Source organism: Streptomyces sp. NPDC048419, from assembly GCF_043200415.1.
Lineage (GTDB): Bacteria > Actinomycetota > Actinomycetes > Streptomycetales > Streptomycetaceae > Streptomyces.
Genome location: NZ_JBICXT010000006.1, coordinates 110,433 through 134,692 on the forward strand (window position 1 = coordinate 110,433; position 24,260 = coordinate 134,692).

Consider the following 24,260-nt stretch of genomic DNA (forward strand, 5'->3'; position numbering starts at 1 on the left):
GATGCGGTACGGAAGGACGGTCCCCGTGACGGAGGCAGCGGAGCTTCCCCCCGCGCCCGAGCAGGCGCGTGAGGTGTTCGGCGATCGCTTCGCGGACGCGGTCCGCTATGCGGAGCTGCTCGCTGAGGCGGGTGTGCAGCGCGGTCTGATCGGCCCGCGTGAGGTGCCCCGACTGTGGGAGCGGCATCTGCTGAACTGCGCGGTGCTGTCCGAGGTCGTGCCCGAAGGCGTGACCGTGTGCGACGTCGGTTCGGGCGCCGGCCTGCCTGGCATCCCCCTGGCGCTCGTCCGCGAGGACCTGAAGATCACGCTGCTGGAGCCCTTGCTGCGGCGCACGAACTTCCTCACCGAGGTCGTGGAGCTGCTGGGCCTGGACCATGTGACGGTCGTGCGTGGCCGTGCCGAGGAGGTCCTGGGCAAGATTCCGACGGTCCACGTCGTGACGGCACGGGCCGTGGCGCCGCTGGACCGGCTGGCGACGTGGGGTATCCCACTGTTGCGGCCGTACGGCGAGATGCTTGCGCTCAAGGGCGACACGGCCGAGGAGGAACTCAAGAGCTCGGCCACGGCGCTCAGCAAGCTCGGTGCCGTGGAGACGTCGATCCTGCATGTGGGCGAAGGAGTGGTGGATCCGCTGTCCACGGTGGTGCGGGTCGAAGTAGGGGAGAGCCCGGGCGGTGTGCGCTTCGCCGCGAAGAAGGCCAAGGCCGCTCGAGTCGGGCGTGTACGTCGGCGCCGCTGATCCGGCCTGACGACGAGACGTACTCCACACAAGCTGCCAAACCTACACACGCCGGAGTGTCGCGACAGTTCGGCCACTGTGGCTGTGCATCGTGTTTCACGTGAAACGTCGCTCACTGTTGCACGGCATCATCAGTCGCGGCCGCGCCGCGGCCGAACCCCGCGACCGCAAGCCTCTTGGTTCACTTGAAGAGGCGCCCACCGGTGGCGCTCGGGCCCCCGCGAGGGGCACGGAGTTGTCCACAGAGGTGGATTTCTCCACAGAAGAACAGGCCTCACTGGTTCGCGACCCCGAAGACATGGGAGGCTCTGTTTATTGCGAGCCTGAAGTCGAGGAGAGTGAATCCTTGCGGTCCGACGCCAACATCGCGGGACCGATGACCGATCCGGTCCCTGGTCCCCGTACCGAGTCCCTCGGGGAGGATGTTTCACGTGAAACACCGCCCCCGATGGACGACACCCCGATCGGTCGTGCTGCCCAATTGGCAGTGGAGGCTCTGGGGCGTGCCGGCGAGGGCCTGCCACGGCCTGAGCAGACACGCGTCATGGTCGTCGCCAACCAGAAGGGAGGCGTGGGCAAGACGACGACGACCGTCAATCTTGCCGCCTCCCTGGCCCTGCACGGCGGCCGTGTCCTGGTGATCGACCTCGACCCACAGGGCAACGCATCCACTGCGCTGGGGATCGACCACCACGCCGAAGTTCCTTCCATCTACGACGTCCTGGTCGAGAGCAGGCCCCTCGCGGAGGTTGTCCAGCCTGTCCCGGATGTCGAGGGCCTGTTCTGTGCCCCCGCCACGATCGATCTCGCCGGTGCGGAGATCGAGCTGGTGTCCCTGGTGGCGCGGGAGAGCCGGCTGGAGCGGGCCATCCAGGCCTACGAGCAGCCTCTGGATTACATCCTGATCGACTGCCCCCCGTCGCTCGGCCTGCTGACTGTCAACGCGCTGGTCGCGGGTGCTGAGGTTCTCATCCCGATCCAGTGCGAGTACTACGCGCTGGAGGGCTTGGGGCAGCTGCTGCGGAACGTCGACCTGGTACGGGGGCACCTCAACCCCAACCTGCACGTCTCGACGATTCTGCTCACCATGTACGACGGCCGGACGCGCCTCGCGTCCCAGGTCGCGGACGAGGTGCGCAGCCACTTCGGCGACGAGGTGCTGCGGACGAGCATTCCCCGCTCGGTCCGCATTTCCGAGGCACCGAGCTACGGACAGACCGTGCTGACCTACGATCCGGGTTCGAGCGGTGCGCTGTCCTACCTTGAGGCAGCACGAGAAATCGCGTTGAAGGGTGTCGGCGTGGCGTATGAGGCGCCGCATGCCCACATCGGCGCCCAGAGTGATCCAAGCATGGTGGAGGGCATTCAGTGAGCGAGCGACGGAGGGGTTTGGGCCGTGGTCTCGGCGCACTGATCCCTGCTGCACCGACGGAGAAGACGCCGCCCCCGGCTGCGATGGGGGGCGCAGGTTCCGCGTCCCCGTCATCCGTGCCGGTGCTGACGAACGAGCGCGGGGTGGCCGCGGCGAAGGTGGCCACGCTGCCGCCCGTTTCACATGAAACCGAGGAGCCGTCGGTCAACGGCTTCGCGGAGACCCCCGCCCCTCCCATGGGCGCCCACTTCGCGGAACTCCCTCTCGACTCCATCACGCCGAACCCGCGCCAGCCGCGTGAGGTCTTCGACGAGGACGCGCTGCAGGAACTGGTCACCTCCATCAAGGAGGTCGGCCTCCTCCAGCCGGTCGTCGTCCGGCAGCTGAGCTCCAACCGCTACGAGCTCATCATGGGCGAGCGGCGCTGGCGGGCCTGCCGTGAGGCCGGCCTTGAGGCGATCCCGGCGATCGTGCGGGCCACGGACGACGAGAAGCTCCTCCTGGACGCCCTCCTGGAGAACCTGCACCGGGCGCAGCTGAACCCGCTGGAAGAGGCCGCCGCCTACGACCAGCTCCTGAAGGACTTCAACTGCACGCACGACCAGCTGGCCGACCGGATCGGGCGCTCCCGTCCGCAGGTCTCCAACACTCTGCGTCTGCTGAAGCTCTCGCCCGCCGTCCAGCGGCGGGTGGCCGCCGGTGTTCTCTCCGCCGGCCATGCGAGGGCGCTGCTCTCCGTGGACGACTCGGAGGAGCAGGACCGGCTGGCCCACCGGATCGTCGCCGAGGGGCTGTCGGTGCGGGCCGTCGAGGAGATCGTGACCCTGATGGGTTCGCGGCCGCAGACGATCCAGCGCTCGAAGGGTCCTCGGGCCGGCGCTCGGGTCTCCCCGGCGCTGACGGACCTCGCGACCCGTCTCTCGGACCGTTTCGAGACGCGGGTGAAGGTCGACCTGGGGCAGAAGAAGGGCAAGATCACGGTCGAGTTCGCCTCCATGGAGGACCTCGAGCGGATCCTCAGCAGCCTCGCCCCCGGCGAGGGACCGGTTCTGCAGAAGAGTCTCCTGGACGGCGAGTCCGAGGAGACCGAGGAGTAGAAAGCCGTCGGAGCGGGCCGTGTCCGGTGTGTACCGGAACACGGCCTGCTCTTTGCTTTCAGACGGTATCGATGGAATCCCTTGGTGGATACGATGCGTTCGGGTATGGCGCATCCCACCTGGCAGTACCTCTGAGAGGGAGGCAGGGGCCATGCGAACGATGAGCCGCACCGGACTGGTGAGCGCAGGCCTGGGACTGGGCGCGGTCGGCGGATTCGTCGGCAGTCTCCTCAGAGAACGCAGCGCTCTGACAGCCGCCCGCGACGCCGCGGGCGAGGGAAGCGAGGAACAGGCTTCATGGGGCGTCGGCTCGTACCGCTCACGCTGGACAACCTCCAGGACCTCCCCAACCGCTGCCGGGCGTGTGTCTTCTGGGAGTTGGACCCAGTCAGCGGTGAGGCCTCGGTAAAAGCGGGCACTCCCGCCCTGGAGAAGGAAGCGTGGATCTCGGCGGTCCTGCTGGACTGGGGATCCTGCGGCCGTGTCGTCTACGTCGACGATGTACCGGTGGGCTTCGTTCTCTACGCTCCGCCGGCCTATGTGCCCCGTTCGACCGCGTTCCCCACGAGCCCCGTCTCACCGGACGCCGTACAGCTCATGACCGCGTTCATCATGCCGGGCTACCAGGGGCAGGGGCTCGGCAGAGTCATGGTCCAGACGGTCGCCAAGGATCTGCTACGACGTGGCTTCAAGGCCATCGAATCCTTCGGCGACGCCCGGTGGAAAGAACCCGCGTGTATGTTGCCGGCCGACCATCTTCTGGCCGTGGGATTCAAGACGGTCCGCCCGCACCCGACGCACCCCCGCCTGAGGCTGGAGCTGCGGACGGCCCTCTCCTGGAAGGAAGATGTGGAGATGGCGCTCGACCGGCTCCTGGGGGCAGTCCAGAAGGAGCCGGTACTGAGGCCGCTGTGAAAGTCGCCCGGACAAGCGAATGGGCCAACCCCTCGGGGTTGGCCCATTCGTGTTTCACGTGAAACATCGCCGTCGACTCGACGGCTTCGCCCGACTACTCGGCGATGAAGGTCTCGAGATCGCGGACGATCGCGGCCTTCGGCTTCGCGCCGACGATGGTTTTGGCGACCTCGCCGCCCTGGTAGACGTTCAGCGTCGGGATGGACATGACGCCGTACTTGGCGGCCGTACCCGGGTTCTCGTCGATGTTGAGCTTGACGACCTCGATCTTGTCGCCGTACTCGGCGGCGATCGCCTCGAGGGACGGCGCGATCTGGCGGCACGGGCCGCACCAGGCGGCCCAGAAGTCCACCAGCACGGGCTTGTCGCTCTTGAGGACGTCGTGCTCGAAGGAGTCGTCGGTCACGTTCTTCAGGGTGCCGGCCACGGCGGGCTCCTTAACTGGTTGGTGCGTGAGGCGGAAGCGGATGGTGAGGGTCAGACAGAGGTCTTCTCGGGCTCGGCCTGCTCCTCGTCCGCGAGAGCGGCGAGGAAGCGCTCGGCGTCGAGGGCGGAGGAGCAGCCGGTGCCGGCAGCGGTGATCGCCTGGCGGTAGGTGTGGTCGACCACGTCACCGGCGGCGAAGACACCCGTCAGGTTGGTGCGCGTCGAGGGAGCGGCGACCTTGAGGTAGCCCTCCGCGTCGAGGTCGAGCTGGCCCTTGAAGAGTTCGGTGCGCGGGTCGTGGCCGATGGCGATGAACAGGCCAGTGACCGCCAGGTCCGACAGTTCGCCGGTCTTGATGTTGCGCAGCTTCAGTCCGGAGAGCTTCGGCTCGCCCTGGATCTCGGCGATCTCGCTGTCCCACACGAACTTGATCTTCGGGTCGGCGAAGGCGCGCTCCTGCATCGCCTTGGAGGCGCGCAGGGTGTCCCGGCGGTGGACGATGGTCACGGACCTGGCGAAGCGGGAGAGGAAGGTGGCCTCCTCCATCGCGGTGTCACCGCCGCCGATCACGGCGATGTCCTGGTCCTTGAAGAAGAAGCCGTCACAGGTGGCGCACCAGGAGACACCGCGCCCGGAGAGCGCGTCCTCGTTCGGCAGGCCGAGCTTGCGGTGCTGGGAGCCGGTGGTGACGATGACGGCCTTCGCCTTGTGCACAGTGCCCGAGGTGTCGGTTACGGTCTTGATCTCACCGGTCAGGTCGACGGCGACGACGTCGTCCGGGATGAGCTCGGCGCCGAATCGCTCGGCCTGGGCGCGCATGTTGTCCATGAGCTCGGGGCCCATGATGCCGTCCCGGAAGCCCGGGAAGTTCTCCACGTCGGTGGTGTTCATCAGGGCGCCACCGGCGGTGACGGCGCCCTCGAACACCAGCGGCTTCAGCGACGCGCGCGCGGTGTAGAGCGCCGCCGTGTAGCCGGCGGGCCCGGAGCCGATGATGATCACGTTACGGACGTCGCTCACGGCTTGATTCCTCGTCTCTGGACTGCGTCGTCTGACCGGAGGGAGCCTCTCTCGAAGCTCTCACCCCACCCAACGGATCCTAAGGGGCGCGCATTCCCACTGTGTCCGGGCACACGGGGTCGCCACACCGTACGGAATACCACGCAGGGGGAAGACCAAGCGTGTCCGTTCAGGGACGGGTGTAGGAATGCGTCAGCAGAACCTTCGCCTTGGCGGAGGACGGATGGCTCACACACGTCGCGTCGACGATGTATGCGGTCACCCTCGTGCCGACGGAGGGGTCGGGCATGACCACGAGGAGAGCGTCCGTCCCCTTGTAGATCCCCTGTTGGGTGCCGAGCGCCGGATCGGTCCGCCCGATGCCCTTCTGGACGCAGGCCGGGACCGTGGGCTCCTTGAAGACCTTGGGCTGGTTGGTGCCGCCCTCCACACCGAGGCTGTGCGGAGCGTGGGAGCCACTCCCCGAACTCTGGCCCTTGAGGAGACCGGCGACTTGGTTCCCCAGCTTGGCCTCCGAGAAGGTGTCCGTGGCGGACTGCCTGCCGTGAGCCTGGGAAGAGGACGGATTGCCGTCGTCCAGCGACGACAGCAGAACGGAGCCGAGGCCCAGAGCGGCGACCGTGAAGACGGTGCCCAGGACGGCGATCCTGCGACGCCCGCTCCGCTTGCGCTCGTTGCGCTTGCGGCCCGGACCGGTGGTGGACGCACGAGCGTGCCCTGCGGGGCGATCCGCCGTCGATGTTTCACGTGAAACATGTGCGTCGTCGTCGGCGTCGTCCATGGAAGAGGACGCGCCGGGGAGCGCCGGAGCATCCATGTCACCGGGCGCCGTCGCACTCAGCGGTGCCTCGGCCGCGAGGGCGGCATCGATCCGCTCGGCGACATCGGCGGGCATGCGCGTCGCACCCGGCACAGAACCGAGCAGCCCCCGGATCTCCTCCAGTGACGCGTGGACATCCGCGCACAGCTCGCACTCGTCGAGGTGCTGCCGTATGTCGGCGGTCCGGGACGGCTCGAGCAGTCCTTCGGTGAGGTCGGAGATCTCGTTGACGTCCGGGTGCCCGGCCATGTCCGTCTTAGAAGTCACGCTCGCCCACCTCCGCCCTTCACTGCAGCTGAATCGCTCGGCCCGGTATCGCGTGGACCGTGGCTCGGCGGCCCCGCTGCCGGTGGGACGGATGTCCCCTGCGTCCGGTTCCGCCCCTCACCCCGTTCCTTTCCTCGGCCGGCGTTCTGCGGTCGTAGATGGGTGAGAAGCGGCAGCAGTCTGGCTCTGCCACGGGCGCAGCGGCTCTTCACCGTGCCGGTCGGCACATCGAGCAGGCGCGCGGCCTCGGCGACCGGATACCCCTGCATGTCGACGAGGACGAGAGCGGCCCGCTGGTCGGGCGGGAGGGTGCCTAGGGCTGCCAGCAGCTGACGGTGCAGATCGTTGCGCTCGGCAGGTGCCGATGCCTCCTCGTGCGGCTCCAGCAGCTGTTCCAGCCGCTCGGTGTCGTCGACCGGGGAGGTTTTCCGGGAGGCCGCCTTCCGTGCACGGTCGAGGCAGGCGTTCACCGTGATCCGGTGCAGCCATGTCGTGACGGCCGATTGCCCCCGGAAGGTGTGGGCCGCCCGGTAGGCGGACACGAGGGCGTCCTGGACGGCGTCAGCGGCTTCCTCGCGGTCCCCCAGCGTCCGCAGGGCCACGGCCCAAAGACGGTCGCGATGACGCCGCACAAGCTCACCGAAGGCGTCCGGGTCGCCTTTCACATGGCGGGCCAGGAGGTCCTGATCGCTTGCGTCGCCGTATGCGGTGTCATCTGCCATCGGACCCCCTCCCCTGGGATGCGGTACCTGATCAGCCGGTGAACTTCACGTCCGTGACGGCCTGCTTGTAGCCGGCGCCGCTGTAGCTGTCCCGGGGCGCCTGCGGCACGTCCGTGATCCACAGCAGCACGTACTGGGTCTTGAGCTTGTTCGTGGCCTTCACCGTGAGAGAGGTGCTGTTGGTGGTGGCGGTTCCGATCTCCTTCATTCCGTCGACCGACGTCGAGGGGGACAGGGAGTCGGTGGCGTAGAGGTGGACCGTCGTGTGGTCCCCCGGGTATCGCAGCCCTATCGTCGCCGTCGAGATCGTCTGAGAAGAGCTGAGCTGGTAGACGATGCCCACGCCCGGCTTGTACGGCGCGAGCTTGGGACCGGAGTTGTAGCTCTTCGTCCGCCAGTAGGTGGAGCTGCTGCCGTCGTACGTCAGCCTGGCGTCCTCGGGTGCCTGGAGGGACCCCTCGGCGGCGTACTCCTGCGCGTTGTCGATCTTGAGCAGCTTGACCGCGGCGTCTTCGCCGCTCTTGTCGTTGCCGTCGTTCGTCTGGGTCTTGTTCGTGTCGTCGGACTTGTCGCCGCTGTCCATGAGGGCGTCCGCGAGCTGCCAGCTGCCCAGACCCAGGGCGGCGATCAGAAGGGCCGAGACGGCCCACTTCAGCGCCTTGCCGGTACGGCTCTGCAGCGGAGCCGGAGGCGCCGGCACCGGCTGCGCGGCACCGGGGTGCGGCGCGGGACGGCCGTACGTGCCCTGCTGGTATGTGGTGCGCTGGTAGTCCGGCGGCGCCGTGAAGGTGGGCTCCGGCGGGCGGATGCGGGGCATCTCGCCGATCGCCTTCACCAGCTCCTCCGGCGTCGTGCACGGCGACTCGTGCCGGGAGGCGGTCGCGCCGTCGTTGGCCAGCGCGCGCATGGAGAGCTCGGACAGCCCGCGGTGGACGTTGGCCCGCACCTGGTCGGGTGCGATCAGGCCGACGTCCTTGGGCAGCCCCGACAAACCGTAGGCGTCGCTCTCGTACGGCCAGCGCTGGGTGAGCCCCGCGTACAGGAGCGCACCGATGGATTCCGTGTCGGTGCGCTGCGGGGTGGCGGAGCTGATGCCGCGCAGCGCGGCGCTCACGGCGAGGCCGCGGATGCGCCACTGGCCGCTGGAGGTGCGCAGCACGGCGTTGGGGTTCAGCCGTAGATGGGCCAGGCCCTCGCGATGAGCGGCAGCCATCGCGGAGCCGATCTGGCTGACCATCTGGTAGGCGTCGTGCGGCTCCATGGGGCCGGCGGCGATCATGGCGGTCAGCTCGACGGCGTCGGGCAGCCACTCGTGGACGACGTAGACGAGTTCGTTCTCCTCGACGGCGTCCAGTACCTGGACGAAGCGAGGGTCGCCGAGCAGCGCCGCGGAACGGGCCGCGGCCAGGACCGAACGCGCCCGCGAATGGTCCGCGGGCAGGAGATGGACGCCGACGGCACGGCGAAGTTTCTCGTCCACGGCACGCCAGCTGCTGAATCCGTCCAGACGGGTGACGCACTCCTCGAGCCGGTACCGTCTGGCGAGTTTGTGGCCGCTGTGCAGCTCGAGTGGTGAGGCCTTCTCAGGACCCTCGGTCCCGCCGCTCCCCTGTGCCTCGTCGATCTCCGTGTCCCGCTCCCGATTCTGGGCCACCCCGTCGGCCGTGGACTGGTCCGCCTCTGCGGTCAGCGGCTCGTCACCGCTGTTGTCTGCCACGTCGACGGCAGCCGTGCTCCGTTCCGCCACCGTCGTTCCCGCCTCCCCATTCCTTGCGCGCCGACCGACTTCCGTGCGCGCCGTCCGACGCCGAAACCAATTGTGCCCACAGTCCGCCGCTATGCACGACACACGGTGGCGGGCGATGGTTGTGCGCGTACCCCTGGCTCAGCGCCCCAGACGTCCGCGCACCATGCCGACCAGCGAGTTGAGTTCCTCGATGCGCATCTTGCGTGCGGCGACGAAGAAGATCCCGAGCAGAACCGCCCCGCCGACCAGCAGCGCGGCGAAGGATCCGACGACTCCCTGGCCGAGCGTGTGGCCGATCTCGTAGCAGGCCACGCCGCTGAGGAGCGCCGCCGGCACCGAGGCGATGGCCAGTCGTGCGTACGTCCGCAGGACGCGGGCGCCGTCCAGATCGCCGTCCAGCCGCTTGCGCAGTCGGTTCCACGCGACGCCTACGCCGATCGCGTAGGCGAGGCCGTACGAGGCGGCCATGCCGGCCACGGCCCAGCGCGGCGGCAGCAGCAAGTAGCAGAGCACCGAGGCACCTGCGTTGACGGCGGCCACGATGACCGTGTTGTAGAAGGGCGTCCGCGTGTCCTCGTAGGCGTAGAACGCGCGCAGGACGACGTACTGCACGGAGTACGGGATCAGGCCGAGGGCGAAGGCCATCAGCATGTACCCCATGTTGGTGGCCTCGCTGGTGCCCGAGGAGCCGAAGATCAGCGTGCACATCGGGATGCCGAGGGCGAGGAAGCCGAAGGCGATCGGCACGATGGCGACGGCCGTGGTGCGCAGGCCCTGCGAGATGTCGTCGCGTACGGCGCCGCTGTCGCTCTCGGCCGCGGAGCGCGAGATGCGCGGCAGCAGGGCCGCCATCAGGGAGACCGTGATGATCGCCTGCGGCAGGCCCCAGATCAGCTGGGCGTTGGCGTAGGCGGCGAAGCCGGTGCCGTCGACGGGCGACTTCTTGCCCGCAGAGGTGGACAGCTGCGAGACGACGATGGCGCCGGCCTGGTTGGCGAGGACGAACAGGACGGTCCACTTGGCGAGCGTGACGGCCTTGCCGAGGCCGTGGCCCTTCCAGTCGAAGCGCAGCCGCAGCCGGAACCCGGTCTCACGCAGGTACGGGATCATCGCCAGCGCCTGGACGACCAGGCCGAGCAGGACGCCGATGCCGAGGAGCCGCTGGCCCTCCGGGGGGATGGTCGTGACCTTCATGCCGGAGTCGGCCGCGGAGCCGTACACCCAGATGAACATGCCGAGCGTCACGATGATGACGATGTTGTTGAGGACCGGGGTCCACATCATCGCGCCGAACTTCCCACGGGCGTTGAGGACCTGCCCCATCACCACGTGGACGCCCATGAAGAAGATCGAGGGCAGGAAGTAGCGGGCGAAGGTGACACTGACTTCGTTGGCCGCCGGATCACTGGCGACCGAGTTGGACAGCAGGCGGATCAGGAGCGGCGCCCCGAGGATCGCCAGTACCGTGAGGGCGCCGAGCGCGACCATGACCAGGGTCAGTAGCCGGTTGGCGTAGGACTCGCCGCCGTCCTCGTCCTCCTTCATCGCGCGCACCAGCTGCGGCACGAAGACGGAGTTGAGGCCGCCGCCGACAGTCAGGATGTAGATCATCGTCGGCAGCTGGTAGGCGACCTGGAAGGTGTCACCGAGCACGCCGACGCCGAGTGCCGAGACGATCAGCGCGGAGCGGACGAATCCCGTGAGGCGGGAGACCATCGTGCCCGCCGCCATCACGGCGCTCGACTTGAGCAGGCCTCCGGACTTCGCACCCTTCTGCGCGGGGACGGGCACGGGAGCGACAGCCGCGGCGGGCATGGCGCCGAGGTTCAGGGTCTGGTCGGCCGCAGCTGCGGGGGCGCCCGGCGCCGGGTACTGCGGCGCAGGTGACGGACCGCCCGGGGCAGGCGCGGGACCCGGCACCGACGGGGTGTCCGACGGCAGGTAGCCGTTGCCCTGCTGCTGGTCCCGGAAGAGATGCGCGAACGCGTCCGGCTCGTGGTGCTCCTCGCCGGCCTGGGTGACCAGGTCGTCGACGCCCACGAACTGGGTTCTGCGGGGATCGTCGCCGTAGGGCAGGTACTGGGTGGGGCCGTCCGGCTCCGGGGCGGGCGGCTGGGCCCACACGCGCGGGTCGGGTGCGTACTGGGACTGCGGCGGCTGGGAGTACAGCGGCTGCTGCGGCTGGTAGGTGCCCGGGGGCGGCGGAGGGTGCGCGGCGCGGTCGTAGAGGGCCTCGGCGACCGGGTCCTGCGCGGCGAGGTCCTGCTCCCGGTAGGGGTCCTGGGCGTAGGCGTCCTGGAGGTACATGTCGGCGGGAGGCTGCTGCTGCGCCTGGCCGTGCTCGGGCTGCGGACCCTCGGGTGGACCCGAGTCGCCCGCGGACCGGCCGCGGTCACCGTCGTACGGCGCGTTCATGGTTACCCCACCTCATAGTCCCGGGCCCACCGGCCACGCATCCTCAACGGTCCACTCTCTCACCCGTGCCGGACGGGTCGGTGCTTTCGGATGCGGTGTCCGGTGTCGGGTCACTCGGCTGCTCAGGCTCGTCCGCACGGGCGTCGGAGCCGGACTCCTCGGTGAGACGGTCGTCCGGGCCCTCGGGGTTCTCGGGCCCGTCGGCGGCCTCGCCCGCCTCGTCGGGACCGTCGTCCTCGGCCTCACGGGCGGCCGCCCGCTTTCGCTGCGTGTACATGCGGAAGCCGGCGAGGACCAGCAGGAGGAAGCCGCCGCCGATGACCAGCATCACCGTGGCCGTGAACTCGGTGACCTTGACGTCGAAGGTGACGGGCTGGCCGTACTCCTGGCCGTCCTCCGTGTACAGCTGGGCGACCAGCGTCGCTTGGCCGTTGGCCTTGGCCGACGTGGTGAACTTCACCGTCTGGGCGTGCCCGCCGGAGACCGTCACGGGCTGCTCGTCGTAGGCGTGACCGCCGACCTGGAGACGGGTGGGGTTCGTCGAGGAGAGGCGCAGCACCAGGTGGCCGACGCCCTGCACGAGGTTGTTCTGGACGGTCACGGGGATCGTGGCGCTGCGTCCGGACAGCTTGGTGGGGGACTTGTCGATCAGTTTGACCTGGTCCGCCAGGACGTTGAGGTGCTCTTCCACGTTGGTGCGGAAGTTCTGCGCGGCTTCCGGGCGGCCGCGCCACGACGTGGACATCCCGCGGTTCGTCGCCCGCCCGAAGGGGGTCACCACCCGGGACTCGTCGGAGAGGACCACCGTGAAGCTGTCGAGCTTGTCCTGCGTGGCCGCGATCGCCTCGAAGGCCGAGCGCGGCAGCTCCTGCTTGCGCAGCGAGGAGGGGTACGCGCTGGTCGACGGCACCTTCGTCGTGGCACCCGGGTCCGGCTTGGCCTTGGCGGCCGACGTGAGCGGCTGGGCCTCGGACCAGTTGCCGCCTCCCAGAGCGGAGATCGCCGCGGCCATCGCCTGGGCCTGGCCCGTCGTCGGCATGCGCTGCGGGGCGACGACGATGCTGCGCTGCTTGTCCGACTGGAGGTCGAGCGCGAGGCTCTGGGCGAGGAACCGCTGCTCGGCGAGCGTGCCGGCCGACGCCTTCGTGAGGTCGCCCTGGAAGGCCGTCGACAGACGGGCGTCCGCGACCACCGCCGTGGTTCCGCCGCCGATCGGGCGGGCGGCGGACGGTGTGTAGGGCAGGCCCCCGGTCTCCTGGAGGCTGTCGCTGCGCGCGATCACCTGATCGGCACCTGCGGAGGTGGCGACCTTGACGATGGACGGGTCGACGGCGCCGTCCACGGGCCAGGCGAAGTCGGTGACCGGCTTCACGTGGAGGATCGGCTCGACCGTGTTGGCGACGACGTCGGTGGCGTCCTTGAGATGGCTCAGCGAGCCGGTGACGCTTGTGCCGTTGTGCGCGAGGGAGGCCACGTCCGGGTCGGCGAAGGGCAGGGCGACGACCTCCTTGTCCGCCACCGCCGTCTGCAACTCGGCCAGCCACTGCTTGGCGACCGCCTGGTGCGTGCCCGGGGTGGAGGTGTTGTCGCCGGTCCGGACCCGGTAGCTGCGGGTCATCGCGTCGACGGAGGCGAGCAGGTCCGGGTCGACGACCCAGGTCACGTCGAGGTCCTTGCCCAGGGACAACATCTCCTCCAGGCGGCCGCCCGGGGAGATCTCCTTGGCGAGGTCGTCGTTGAGGAAGACCGGCGTCTGCTGTTCGTTCGATCCTGTCTCCGCGGTCATGTGGACCGTGGAGACGAGCGGCCACAGGAACGTCGTCTTCGTCTTCGTGTCGGCCTCTTCGGGCTGCCACGGCAGGAACGTCCGCTGGATGCCGAGGACCTGGTCCCAGGGCTCCGCCGACGTCTGGCCGTTCAGCGACACGGCGAATTGGTAGATCCCGTCGCTTCCCAGGTCCAGCTTGTCGACCGGCACGGAGATGCTGAAGTGCTCGGCGACCCCCGGAGTGAGCTTCGGGAACTTCTCGACGTACTTGCCGCCGACTTCCGTGCCCGTCGCGCCCCGGAGGCTGTCACCGCCGTTGGCGGCGTCGTCTACGGCCGAGCGCGTGGACAGCTGGGGACCCAGGCGCAGCCCCACATGGGCGCCGGTGACCGTCTGCTTGCCGTTGTTGGTCACCGTGCCGGACACGGTCAGCGTGTCGCCGCTCGTGGGCACGTTCGGGGTGAGCGAGTCGACGGCGACGGCCACCGAACCCGAGCCGGAGGCGTCCTTCACCGACGTCTGACCAGCGGCTTCCGCGGAAGCCGCGGAGGGCAGCTGGAGAAGACCGGCCAGGACAGGCGCCGCGGCGAGCAGCGCTCCGGTGCGCCGCAGCCAGCGGCGGGCAGGTGAGGGAGTCGTCCCCTGGAAGTCTGCCGCCTCGGCCACGCGCTCGCCCGTCCCTCGTCGTCGTCAGTGGTCGTCGGAATGTGCGTCCACGCATGGTAACGATGCGCGCTGAGGGGAAGTGCCGCGGACCGTCCCACAAGATCGGAGAACGGCGTCAGGTCGTCCCTTATGTATGTGTATAAAGCAGAGCGCCACCGTACGGGCCGGGGGCAGGTCTTGTACCCGTATCCAGGGAGATGTTCGTCCCCTCTTAATGGAGGCGCTCGCGCCCGCCCGGGCCACGTACCCTCTTCTGTTGTGCCGAACGCCAACGAAGCCCACCTCAGTGCCCCGAGCCAGGAGTCGCACCGCGTGCCGAGTGAATCACTGCGGGTTGCCCCTGTCGCCGACGACCTCGCTCGCCGTTTTCAGGAAGCGGGATTTTCGCTCGCCCTCGTCGGCGGTTCGGTCCGGGACGCGCTGCTCGGCCGGCTCGGCAACGACCTCGACTTCACGACCGACGCCCGCCCCGAGGACGTCCTCAAGATCGTCCGGCCGTGGGCCGACGCCCTGTGGGAGGTCGGCATCGCCTTCGGCACGGTAGGGGCACAGAAGGACGGCTTCCAGATCGAGGTGACGACCTACCGGTCGGAGGCCTACGACCGGACCTCGCGCAAGCCCGAGGTGTCGTACGGCGACTCCATCGAGGAAGACCTCGTCCGGCGGGACTTCACCGTGAACGCGATGGCGGTCGCGCTCCCCGAGAAGAAGTTCATCGATCCGCACGACGGACAGGCCGACCTGGCGGCGCGGGTGCTGCGCACCCCTGGCACTCCCGAGGCGTCCTTCTCCGACGACCCGCTGCGGATGATGCGCGCGGCACGCTTCGCGGCGCAGCTCGACTTCGAGGTGGCTCCCGAGGTCGTGGCGGCGATGAAGGAGATGGCCGGACGGATCGAGATCGTCTCGGCGGAACGGGTGCGGGAGGAGCTGAACAAACTGATCCTTTCCGAGCACCCCCGTAAGGGACTGACGCTGCTCGTCGACACCGGCCTGGCCGATTACGTCCTGCCCGAGCTGCCGGCACTGCGTCTGGAGAGCGACGAGCACCACCGTCACAAGGACGTCTACGAGCACTCGCTGATCGTCCTGGAGCAGGCGATCGCGCTGGAGAAGAACGGTCCCGACCTGACCCTGCGGATGGCGGCGCTGCTGCACGACATCGGCAAGCCGCGCACGCGCCGGTTCGAGAAGGACGGGCGGGTCTCGTTCCATCACCACGAGGTGGTCGGCGCGAAGATGACGAAGAAGCGCATGACGGCGCTCAAGTACTCCAACGAGCTCGTGAAGGACGTGTCGCGTCTCGTCGAACTCCACCTGCGCTTCCACGGTTACGGCACCGGTGAGTGGACGGACTCGGCCGTCCGTCGCTACGTCCGTGACGCCGGCCCGCTCCTCGACCGCCTCCACAAGCTGACCCGCTCGGACTGCACGACCCGCAACAAGCGCAAGGCGGCGACCCTGTCGCGTGCGTACGACGGTCTGGAGGAGCGCATCGCTCAACTCCAGGAGCAGGAGGAGCTGGACTCCATCCGCCCGGACCTCGACGGCAACCAGATCATGGAGATCCTGGGGGTCGGCCCCGGCCCGGTCATCGGCCGCGCGTACCAGCAGATGCTGGAACTGCGGCTGGAGAACGGGCCGATGGACCACGACACGGCGGTGGCGTCGCTCAAGGAGTGGTGGGCCGAGCAGAGCTGATGCACGAGAGGGCGGGCATGTTTCACGTGAAACATGCCCACACAGGAGCGCCGCACCGGGCATGTCCGGTGCGGCGCTCTCCACGTTCGGGTGGCGGTGTTTCACGTGAAACACCGCTCAACGTTTGGCGTTCTCTACCTACTTGACCGTCTTCAGGCAGAGAACCACATCGTGGCTGTCGCCCGTCTGGTAGTAGGCGATCTCCGCGTCTGCGACGGTCTTGCACTTGCTGTCGTCGCTGGTGTTGTCGAACTTTTCGACGACCTTGTACTGAGCGTCGCTCGACGAGCAGTCGACCGTCTTCAGCTTCGGGTCGGTCTGGGTGCCCGAGTTGTGCATGCAACTGCCCTTGGAGGTGGTCTCCGCGTCGGTCTTGCCGAGCTGCCACTTGACCAGGCCGATGATTATCGCGAGCACGATGATCCCGACGATGCGGAGCACCTTCTTGTTGAAGCGGCGGGCGGGCGGCGCCGGAGGTACCGGAGCGGTAGGCACGCCGCCCTGACCGAAGGGGTTGCCGCCCTGGGGCGGGTACGGGGCCTGGGCCTGAGGCTGGCCGTAAGGCTGCTGGCCCTGTGCGAACGGGTTTTGGCCCTGGGGCGGCGGAGTCGTCACGTTAGGGGTCCCCCTAGAAGAGTTGGTGAGCAGCACACATAAGAGGTGCGTAAGACGCACGTAAGTTACCGGGACCCACTGACAGTTCTGTAGTTGAGGGGGACTCTGTGGCTTTGATGTGACACTTACCGACGTTCAAAGCGGACCATAGCCGCAGCAACTGCCCCGTAGACAGCGGCGACTGTGACCACGAGCGGTACGGAACGGCCGTCCGGCGGCAGCATCAGCGCGGCCACCGCGGCGGCGCCGACGAAGGCGACGTTGAAGAGCACGTCGTAGACGGAGAAGATCCGGCCCCGGAAGCCGTCGTCCACGGAGGACTGGACGATCGTGTCCGTCGCGATCTTCGCGCCCTGGGTCGTCATCCCCAGAACAAATGTCGCGACGAGCATGGGGCCGACGGCGAACGGAAGCCCGAGGGCCGGCTCCAGGACCGCGGCCGCGGCGGCGCACACGGCGATCCAGCGGCCCGGGCCGAGCCGCCCGGCGGCCCAGGGCGTCATCACGGCCGCTGCGAAGAAGCCGGCCGCCGACGTCCCCAACGCGGTCCCCAGCAGCCGCAGTCCCTCGTCCGTGTTCGAGGTGAAGGAGTACCGGCACAGCATCAGCAGCATGACCAGCAGGGCGCCGTAGCAGAACCTCATCAGGGTCATCGCGAGGAGGGCCCAGGCGGCCTCTCGTCGGGGTGGCGCGGTGAGATGCCGTACCGCTGCCGCCAGGTCGCGGGCCGTGCCGGTGAGGGCTGCCGCCACGTGCGGCTGAACCAACTCCTGGTCGGGGCCCAGCTGTTCCGGCTTCAGACGCAGGGACGCCAGTGCCGCGCACAGATAGAGGACCGAGCCCAGCAGTACCACCGCCGCGTCGGAGTCCGCCCCCACCAGCCTTACGACGAAGGCGAGGCCGCCGCCCGCGGCCGCGGCGAGCGTACCGGCGGTCGGCGACAGGGAGTTGGCCATCACCAGGCGCTCGGTGTCGACCACGCGTGGCAGCGCGGCGGACAGCCCCGCGAGGACGAAGCGGTTGACGGCGGTCACGCACAGAGCGGAGACGTAGAAGAGCCAGTCCGGGACGTGGCTGAGGATCAGAAGGGCCGTCGCCGAGGCCATCACGGCACGGAGCAGATTGCCGTAGAGGAAGACCTGGCGGCGGCGCCAGCGGTCCAGGAGGACGCCGGCGAAGGGGCCCACGAGCGAGTACGGGAGCAGCAGGACGGCCATCGCGGAGGCGATCGAGGCGGCCGAAGTCTGTTTCTCCGGCGAGAAGACGACGTAGGCGGCGAGTGCGACCTGGTACACGCCGTCGGCGCCCTGCGAGAGCAGGCGGACGGCGAGCAGGCGCCGGAAGTTCGCGAAGCGCAGGAGGACGCGCAGGTCACGGACGACGGCCATGAGGCACAGCTTCACATATGGGGAGGTCCCCGAGTCGGGTGACCCGGGGACCCTCAGAGCCCTGGCAGGAGCGTTTTGAGCGAGGGGAGCGCGTTTTAGCGCTCGACCTCTCCCTTGATGAACTTCTCGACGTTCTCGCGGGCCTCGTCGTCGAAGTACTGGACCGGCGGGGACTTCATGAAGTACGAGGACGCCGACAGGATCGGGCCCGCGATGCCGCGGTCCTTGGCGATCTTCGCGGCGCGCACGGCGTCGATGATGACACCGGCGGAGTTCGGGGAGTCCCAGACCTCGAGCTTGTACTCCAGGTTCAGCGGGACGTCGCCGAAGGCGCGGCCCTCGAGGCGGACGTACGCCCACTTGCGGTCGTCCAGCCAGGCCACCCAGTCGGACGGGCCGATGTGGACGTTGCCCTCACCGAGCTCGCGGTCGCGGATCTGCGAGGTGACCGCCTGCGTCTTGGAGATCTTCTTGGACTCCAGGCGCTCGCGCTCGAGCATGTTCTTGAAGTCCATGTTGCCGCCGACGTTCAGCTGCATCGTGCGGTCGAGGATGACACCCCGGTCCTCGAACAGCTTCGCCATGACGCGGTGCGTGATGGTGGCGCCGACCTGCGACTTGATGTCGTCACCGACGATCGGGACGCCCGCCTCGGTGAACTTGTCCGCCCACTCCTTGGTGCCGGCGATGAAGACCGGAAGGGCGTTGACGAAGGCGACCTTGGCGTCGATGGCGCACTGGGCGTAGAACTTCGCCGCGTCCTCGGAACCCACCGGCAGGTAGCAGACGAGGACGTCGACCTGCTTGTCCTTGAGGATCTGGACGACGTCGACCGGCTCGGCCTCGGACTCCTCGATGGTCTCGCGGTAGTACTTGCCGAGACCGTCGAGGGTGTGGCCGCGCTGCACCGTGACACCCGTGGAGGGCACGTCACAGATCTTGATGGTGTTGTTCTCGGAAGCGCCGATCGCGTCGGCCAGGTCGAGGCCGACCTTCTTCGCGTCGACGTCGAACGCGGCGACGAACTCCACGTCACGCACGTGGTAGTCACCGAACTGCACATGCATCAGGCCGGGGACCCTCGACGCCGGGTCGGCGTCCTTGTAGTACTCGACTCCCTGCACCAGCGACGCGGCGCAGTTGCCCACGCCGACGACGGCTACGCGAACCGAACCCATTCCGGTTGCTCCCTGTGTGTACGAGTGAGGCCCTGACTGGGCTCTCACGTGGCGGTGTCGCCGGGCGTATCCGTCCTGGGGGTGTCCCCGGGACGGGGCAGGCCGCCCGCCGATCCAGTGGTGTTGTCCTGCTGAGCGGACCCCCCGGAGGCAGGACCCTTCAGGTCCCGTCCGGCCCGCTCGCTCTCGATGAGCTCGTTCAGCCAGCGCACTTCGCGCTCCACGGACTCCATCCCGTGGCGCTGGAGCTCAAGCGTGTAGTCGTCGAGGCGCTCCCGGGTGCGGGTGAAGGAGGCGCGCATCTTCTCCAGACGCTCCTCCAGCCTGCTCCGGCGGCCCTCGAGCACGCGCACGCGTACGTCGCGTGACGTCTGCCCGAAGAACGCGAAACGGGCGGCGAAGTGCTCGTCCTCGTATGCGTCCGGACCCGTCTGCGAGAGCAGTTCCTCGAAGTGCTCCTTACCTTCCGCCGTCAACCGGTAGACGATCTTGGCGCGACGCCCTGCGAGTGGTGCGGCGAGGGCGTCCTCCGGAACGTGTCCCGGCTCCTCGATCAACCAGCCGTTGGCGACCAGCGTCTTGAGGCAGGGGTAGAGCGTCCCGTAGCTGAACGCACGGAACACACCCAGTGACGTGTTGAGCCGCTTGCGCAGCTCGTAGCCGTGCATCGGGGACTCGCGGAGGAGGCCGAGTACGGCGAACTCGAGGATCCCGGACCTCCGGCTCATCCCCTCGCCTCCTCGTCCTTATCTCGCTCCGATGTATCGACTCGATACATCGAGACGATAGAACGGCTTTCCGGATGGGACAAGTGGGGAGACGGTGAACGGGATCACACCACTTATTCATCCGAGGCAAGTTGCCTGATTTGGGGTGAACTTCGGGACTCGATGGGTTTTGACGGTGCGTAGTCTGTGCGCCATGCACATCAGCGGGAACCGAGTGACGCGAGGGGACGTCCTCGTCCCAGGTGCCGTACGGATGAATGCGCAATCGACCACATCCGTATTTCGGGGGGACCGGAAACCAGCTGCCGTTTCCAGGCGCACAACGGTGCGCCTGCCCGAGGAGTAGTCGTTCGATGAGCGAGCACCGTCGCAAACCGCCGCAGCCGCAGGGAGGAGGGCGTGCCGCAGGACGAGGCGGCCCGTCCGGCTCGTCCTCCGGCCGCCGTGCGGCACCGCGAGGCGCCACCGGATCTCCCTCCGATGCATATGGGTCGGGAGACGAGGGGCGGCCCTACAGTGGCCGCGCCGAGGCCCGCCGCGCGGCACAGAGAACTGGAGGTGGCCGCCGTAGAGCGGCCGAGCCGGGCCGCGGGGGTCGACGCGGCGGACCCGGCGGTCCCGCGGGGCCCGGAAGGGGACGCTCTGCGGGCCCCGCCAAGAAGCGCTTCATTGACTACCCGCGCGCGGGCAAGTACGGCGCGGCGCGGTGGATGCCGTCATGGAAGCTGGTGACAGGCCTGTTCATCGGCTTCATCGGCAGCATCGTGGCAGTGGCGGGCATCGGGTACGCCATGGTGAGTGTCCCGAACGTGGCGCTGGCCGCGAAGGCGCAGAACAACGTCTTCTACTGGAACGACGGCAGCGAGATGGTCGCCACGGGTGGCGAGACCAACCGCCAGAGCGTCAACCTCTCGCAGATCCCGAAGTCGATGCAGTTCGCCGTCGTCTCCCAGGAGAACAAGACCTTCTACACCGACAGCGGCATCGACCCCAAGGGCATCGCCCGTGCGGTGTTCAACATGGCCAGCGGCGGTGCGACGCAGGGTGGCTCCACCATCACCCAGCAGTACGTCAAGAACGCGCGCCTCGACGACCAGTCCCAGACGGTCACGCGTAAGTTCAAGGAGATCTTCATCTCCATAAAGGTGGGCGCCACGGTCCCCAAGGACGAGATCATGGCGGGCTACCTCAACTCCGCCTACTACGGGCGCAACGCCTACGGCATCCAGGCGGCGGCGCGGGCGTACTTCAACAAGGACGCTGTCAGGCTGAACCCTGGCGAGTGCGCCTTCCTGGCGGCCATGCTCAAGGGCGCCACGTACTACGACCCCGCGGGCTCGACCTCCATCGACCCGGCTGCCACGCCCCAGGCCAACCAGAGGCGTGCTCTGAACCAGATGCAGAACACCCTCGACAAGATGGTCGAGTACGGCCACCTGAGCCAGACGGAGCGGGCCAAGTACACCAAGCTCCCCACGGTGAAGAACCCGCGGTCGAACACCGCTCTCAGTGGACAGACCGGCTATCTCGTCGACCTGGCCAAGAGCTATCTGATCAACAACACCAAGATCTCCGCCAACGACCTGCAGCGGGGCGGCTACTCGATCTACACGACCTTCGACAAGAAGAAGGTCAAGGAGCTCGAGGCGTCGGTCACGAAGGTCCAGAAGAGCAACATAAAGCCCAACGAGCGCCCGAAGACGGACACCCACGTCCAGTTCGGCGGAGCCTCGGTGGACCCGACGAGCGGCGCCATCAAGGCCATCTACGGCGGTGAGGACGCGACCAAGCACTTCACGGACAACGCCGACGCGACCGGTGCGCAGGTGGGTTCGACCTTCAAGCCGTTCGTGCTCGCAGCGGCCATGAAGTGGGGAGTGCGCGATCCCAAGCTCGGAACGGAGCAGGCGCAGGACGAGCGCACCCAGATCTCGCCCAAGAGCCTCTACAGCGGCAAGAACAAACTCAAGATCAAGGAGTACAACGGGGACGTCTGGAAGGACGACAAGGGCAAGGAGTGGCTGCAGACGAACGACGGCAACGAGTCGGTGGGCAATGCGCCGAACTACCAGATCGACCTTCGTCAGGCGATGCAGTTCTCCGTGAACTCCGCCTACGTCCAGCTGGGCATGGACGTAGGACTGGACAAGGTCCAGGAGTCCGCGGTCGACGCGGGCATCCTGAAGACCAGCCTTGCCGGCACCAGCTACCCGTCGTTCTCCATCGGTATCTCCGACCCGAGCGCGATTCGAATGGCGGGTGCGTACGGCACCTTCGCGTCGAGTGGCGAGCAGCGTGACCCGTTCTCCGTCAAGAAGGTCACGAGCAAGGACGGCACGGTCTTCACCCACGAGGACAAGGTCAAGCAGGCTTTCACTTCGCAGGTGGCCGACAACGTCACCGACGTGTTGAAGACGGTGGTCGACAAGGGTACGGGTACCAGCGCCAAGCTGCCCGGCCGCGAAGTGGCCGGCAAGACCGGTACCACCGACGGCAACAAATCCGCCTGGTTCGTCGGCTACACCCCGCAGCTGTCCACAGCCATCACGATGTTCCGCCTGGACGACAACGAGAAGAACAAGAAACGGGAGTTCCTCGAGATGTACGGGACGGGCGGGCAGAAGAAGATCCACGGTGCCTCGTTCCCGGCGGAGATCTGGCACGACTACATGGCGGGGGCGCTCAAGAACGTGCCGCCGAAGGACTTCCCGGTCCCGGTGCCCTTCGGTGAGGTTGTCAACGACGTACCGAGCCCGAGTCCCAGCCCGACAGTGAGTGACACACAGCAAGCCACTCCGACCCCGACGCCGTCCCCCAGCGAGACGCTGACGAGTCCGACGCCGTCGCCGACGGATTCCTGCCGGTTCAGCTGGCAGTGCACGACTACCGGCGGCACGGACACAGGTGGCACGGACGGCGGTGTCACCCCGACACCGACGGCCACGGACACGAGCGGGAACGGCGGCAACACCAGAGGCAACGGCAATGGAGGCCTCTTCGGAGGGAACGGCTAGCGCCAAAACGCCCGGCACGGGTGTTTCACGTGAAACAGGTCGATGTTTCACGTGAAACGAGGGCCGCCGCACCTGAACGGTGCGGCGGCCCTCGGCGTATACGTGGACTCTCGGCGTACACCTAGACACGTACGGCAGGATGTGCGGCATGCCCAGCGCAGAATCCACGCAAGCGAGCGTGCACGAACCGGACCCGGTGCGGCCTACCAAGGAGGACGAGGTCGCCGCGTCCGGCAGCGAGCTGATCGGCGGCCCCCTCGGGCGGCGTGCCCTGCTCGGGACGTCCTGGTGGACTCCCGTCCGGGTCGTCGCGCTGGTGGCGATCGGCATGTTCGCCCTCGGACTGGTCCAGAAGGCGCCGTGCTACAACGGCGCCTGGTTCTTCGGCGCCAGCTCGCAGTACACGAAGGCGTGCTACTCCGACATCCCGCACCTCTATCAGGGGCGCGGTTTCGCGGACGGGCTCGTGCCGTACTTCGACAAGCTCACCGGCGACATGCCGTACCTCGAATACCCGGTGCTGACCGGTGTGTTCATGGAGGTGGCCGCCTGGCTCACGCCCGGCAGCGGCAGCATCCAGGACCAGGAGCAGTGGTACTGGATGGTCAACGCCGGACTGCTGATGGTGTGCGCCGCCGTCATCGCGGTCTGCGTGGCCCGTACGCACGCCCGGCGTCCCTGGGACGGCCTGCTGGTCGCCCTGGCGCCCGCCTTCGCGCTGACCGCCACCATCAACTGGGACCTGCTGGCGGTCGCTCTGACGGCCGCGGCGATGCTGATGTGGGCCCGGGGGCGCTCAGTGGCCTTCGGTGTCCTCCTGGGGCTCGCTACGGCCGCCAAGCTCTATCCCGTCCTGCTGCTCGGTCCGCTGCTCCTGCTGTGCTGGCGTGCGGGCAAGTGGCGGGACTTCGGCAGAGCTCTATTGGGAGCGGTCGTCGCCTGGGTCCTGGTGAACCTGCCGGTGATGTTCTTCGCCTGGGACGGCTGGTCGCAGTTCTACAGGTTCAGCCACGACCGAGGCGTGGACTTCGGGTCCTTCTGGCTGATCCTGGCCCAGAACTCCGACAACCCGCTGACCACCGATACCGTCAACAACCTGGCCACGGCACTGATGGTGCTGTGCAGCGTGGGCATCGCGGTGCTCACGATGACGGCTCCCCGCCGCCCGCGCTTCGCTCAGCTCGCCTTCCTGATCGTCGCGGCGTTCATCCTCACCAACAAGGTCTACTCGCCGCAGTACGTGCTGTGGCTGGTCCCGCTGGCCGCACTGGCCCGGCCGAAATGGCGCGACTTCCTGATCTGGCAGGCGGGCGAGATCGCGTACTTCCTGGGTATCTGGCTGTACCTCGCCTACACGACCAGCGGCGACGCTCACAAGGGACTGCCACAGGACGGCTACCACTGGGCCATCGGCGTGCACCTACTGGGGACGCTGTACCTGTGCGCCATCATCGTGCGCGACATCCTCATGCCGGAGCGCGACCCGGTGCGCCGAGCCGGCGACGACGACCCGTCAGGGGGCGTGCTGGACGGCGCGGAGGATGTCTTCGCCCTGGGCCCGGCGGCCCATCCGCCGCGGCACGCCGCCCACTTCGACGGGCCGCAGGTGGAGTGGGGAAGCGGCGGAACGGCACCTTCCACGGAAGGTTCGCTCTGAGC

18 protein-coding genes are annotated in these 24,260 nt (G+C 68.1%); 7 read left to right on the plus strand and 11 right to left on the minus strand.

Going from position 1 to position 24,260, the window contains the following annotated elements:
• Nucleotides 1-25 precede the first annotated feature (25 nt).
• The 4 genes from rsmG to ACGFYN_RS15650 all read left to right on the plus strand — a co-directional run bounded on the left by rsmG (nucleotide 26) and on the right by ACGFYN_RS15650 (nucleotide 4,126).
• Complete coding sequence (gene rsmG, locus ACGFYN_RS15635; protein WP_393866360.1) at nucleotides 26-742, plus strand: 16S rRNA (guanine(527)-N(7))-methyltransferase RsmG; 717 nt, start codon at nucleotides 26-28, stop codon at nucleotides 740-742.
• A 298-nt stretch (nucleotides 743-1,040) separates the two neighbouring features.
• The gene (locus ACGFYN_RS15640) at nucleotides 1,041-2,114 is read left to right on the plus strand and encodes an AAA family ATPase (protein WP_393866578.1); all 1,074 of its coding nucleotides are present in this window, start codon (nucleotides 1,041-1,043) and stop codon (nucleotides 2,112-2,114) included.
• A complete protein-coding gene (locus tag ACGFYN_RS15645) occupies nucleotides 2,111-3,211 on the plus strand; it encodes a ParB/RepB/Spo0J family partition protein (protein WP_393866361.1) in 1,101 nt (366 codons plus the stop codon). Before ACGFYN_RS15640 ends, ACGFYN_RS15645 begins: the two co-directional genes overlap by 4 nt.
• 297 nt (nucleotides 3,212-3,508) lie before the next feature.
• Nucleotides 3,509-4,126, plus strand: coding sequence for a GNAT family N-acetyltransferase (locus ACGFYN_RS15650; protein WP_393866362.1), 618 nt, complete (start codon nucleotides 3,509-3,511; stop codon nucleotides 4,124-4,126).
• Between the two features lie 94 nt (nucleotides 4,127-4,220).
• Here ACGFYN_RS15650 and trxA read toward each other — a convergent pair whose 3' ends face one another.
• From trxA to ACGFYN_RS15685, 7 genes are all read right to left on the minus strand, one after another.
• Nucleotides 4,221-4,553 carry a thioredoxin gene (gene trxA, locus ACGFYN_RS15655; protein ID WP_393866363.1) on the minus strand — a complete coding sequence of 111 codons (333 nt, stop codon included), beginning with the start codon at nucleotides 4,551-4,553 and terminating at the stop codon, nucleotides 4,221-4,223.
• 50 nt (nucleotides 4,554-4,603) lie between these two features.
• Nucleotides 4,604-5,572: a thioredoxin-disulfide reductase gene (gene trxB, locus ACGFYN_RS15660; RefSeq protein ID WP_393866364.1), complete on the minus strand. Its 969-nt coding sequence runs from the start codon at nucleotides 5,570-5,572 to the stop codon at nucleotides 4,604-4,606.
• A 169-nt stretch (nucleotides 5,573-5,741) separates the two neighbouring features.
• Entirely contained in the window at nucleotides 5,742-6,659 is a 918-nt protein-coding gene (locus ACGFYN_RS15665; RefSeq protein WP_393866365.1) for an anti-sigma factor family protein, read from the minus strand.
• Nucleotides 6,656-7,381 (minus strand): RNA polymerase sigma factor SigM, encoded by a 726-nt coding sequence (gene sigM, locus ACGFYN_RS15670; RefSeq protein WP_393866366.1) that lies wholly within the window; start codon nucleotides 7,379-7,381, stop codon nucleotides 6,656-6,658. The genes ACGFYN_RS15665 and sigM overlap by 4 nt, the downstream gene beginning before the upstream one ends.
• 31 nt (nucleotides 7,382-7,412) lie before the next feature.
• Nucleotides 7,413-9,128, minus strand: a complete 1,716-nt coding sequence (locus ACGFYN_RS15675; protein ID WP_393866367.1) for a protein kinase family protein — start codon at nucleotides 9,126-9,128, stop codon at nucleotides 7,413-7,415.
• 138 nt (nucleotides 9,129-9,266) lie between these two features.
• The gene (murJ, locus tag ACGFYN_RS15680; RefSeq protein WP_393866368.1) at nucleotides 9,267-11,543 is read right to left on the minus strand and encodes a murein biosynthesis integral membrane protein MurJ; all 2,277 of its coding nucleotides are present in this window, start codon (nucleotides 11,541-11,543) and stop codon (nucleotides 9,267-9,269) included.
• A gap of 43 nt (nucleotides 11,544-11,586) precedes the next feature.
• Nucleotides 11,587-13,977 carry a DUF6049 family protein gene (locus tag ACGFYN_RS15685; protein WP_393866369.1) on the minus strand — a complete coding sequence of 797 codons (2,391 nt, stop codon included), beginning with the start codon at nucleotides 13,975-13,977 and terminating at the stop codon, nucleotides 11,587-11,589.
• A gap of 258 nt (nucleotides 13,978-14,235) precedes the next feature.
• On the opposite strand from ACGFYN_RS15685, the gene ACGFYN_RS15690 reads away from it, so the two are divergent.
• On the plus strand, nucleotides 14,236-15,678 hold the full coding sequence (locus ACGFYN_RS15690) for a CCA tRNA nucleotidyltransferase (RefSeq protein ID WP_393866370.1): 1,443 nt from the start codon (nucleotides 14,236-14,238) through the stop codon (nucleotides 15,676-15,678).
• A 138-nt stretch (nucleotides 15,679-15,816) separates the two neighbouring features.
• Here ACGFYN_RS15690 and ACGFYN_RS15695 read toward each other — a convergent pair whose 3' ends face one another.
• The 4 genes from ACGFYN_RS15695 to ACGFYN_RS15710 all read right to left on the minus strand — a co-directional run bounded on the left by ACGFYN_RS15695 (nucleotide 15,817) and on the right by ACGFYN_RS15710 (nucleotide 19,587).
• A complete protein-coding gene (locus ACGFYN_RS15695; protein ID WP_393866371.1) occupies nucleotides 15,817-16,293 on the minus strand; it encodes a hypothetical protein in 477 nt (158 codons plus the stop codon).
• Between the two features lie 125 nt (nucleotides 16,294-16,418).
• The gene (locus ACGFYN_RS15700) at nucleotides 16,419-17,681 is read right to left on the minus strand and encodes an MFS transporter (protein ID WP_393866372.1); all 1,263 of its coding nucleotides are present in this window, start codon (nucleotides 17,679-17,681) and stop codon (nucleotides 16,419-16,421) included.
• A 95-nt stretch (nucleotides 17,682-17,776) separates the two neighbouring features.
• Nucleotides 17,777-18,859, minus strand: coding sequence for an inositol-3-phosphate synthase (locus ACGFYN_RS15705; protein ID WP_393866373.1), 1,083 nt, complete (start codon nucleotides 18,857-18,859; stop codon nucleotides 17,777-17,779).
• Between the two features lie 44 nt (nucleotides 18,860-18,903).
• Nucleotides 18,904-19,587: a helix-turn-helix transcriptional regulator gene (locus ACGFYN_RS15710; protein WP_393866374.1), complete on the minus strand. Its 684-nt coding sequence runs from the start codon at nucleotides 19,585-19,587 to the stop codon at nucleotides 18,904-18,906.
• Between the two features lie 353 nt (nucleotides 19,588-19,940).
• On the opposite strand from ACGFYN_RS15710, the gene ACGFYN_RS15715 reads away from it, so the two are divergent.
• Nucleotides 19,941-22,601, plus strand: a complete 2,661-nt coding sequence (locus tag ACGFYN_RS15715; RefSeq protein ID WP_393866375.1) for a transglycosylase domain-containing protein — start codon at nucleotides 19,941-19,943, stop codon at nucleotides 22,599-22,601.
• Between the two features lie 139 nt (nucleotides 22,602-22,740).
• The gene (locus ACGFYN_RS15720; RefSeq protein ID WP_393866376.1) at nucleotides 22,741-24,258 is read left to right on the plus strand and encodes a glycosyltransferase family 87 protein; all 1,518 of its coding nucleotides are present in this window, start codon (nucleotides 22,741-22,743) and stop codon (nucleotides 24,256-24,258) included.
• The last annotated feature ends 2 nt before the right edge of the window (nucleotides 24,259-24,260 follow it).

Bases quoted from the DNA above. Each gene is read 5' to 3' on its own strand.
- ACGFYN_RS15700 (WP_393866372.1), bottom strand. From the start codon at position 17,681: ATGGCCGTCGTCCGTGACCTGCGCGTCCTCCTGCGCTTCGCGAACTTC.
- ACGFYN_RS15650 (WP_393866362.1), top strand. From the start codon at position 3,509: ATGGGGCGTCGGCTCGTACCGCTCACGCTGGACAACCTCCAGGACCTC.
- murJ (WP_393866368.1), bottom strand. From the start codon at position 11,543: ATGAACGCGCCGTACGACGGTGACCGCGGCCGGTCCGCGGGCGACTCG.
- ACGFYN_RS15710 (WP_393866374.1), bottom strand. From the start codon at position 19,587: ATGAGCCGGAGGTCCGGGATCCTCGAGTTCGCCGTACTCGGCCTCCTC.
- ACGFYN_RS15720 (WP_393866376.1), top strand. From the start codon at position 22,741: ATGTGCGGCATGCCCAGCGCAGAATCCACGCAAGCGAGCGTGCACGAA.
- sigM (WP_393866366.1), bottom strand. From the start codon at position 7,381: ATGGCAGATGACACCGCATACGGCGACGCAAGCGATCAGGACCTCCTG.
- ACGFYN_RS15715 (WP_393866375.1), top strand. From the start codon at position 19,941: ATGAGCGAGCACCGTCGCAAACCGCCGCAGCCGCAGGGAGGAGGGCGT.
- ACGFYN_RS15640 (WP_393866578.1), top strand. From the start codon at position 1,041: ATGGGAGGCTCTGTTTATTGCGAGCCTGAAGTCGAGGAGAGTGAATCC.
- ACGFYN_RS15705 (WP_393866373.1), bottom strand. From the start codon at position 18,859: ATGGGTTCGGTTCGCGTAGCCGTCGTCGGCGTGGGCAACTGCGCCGCG.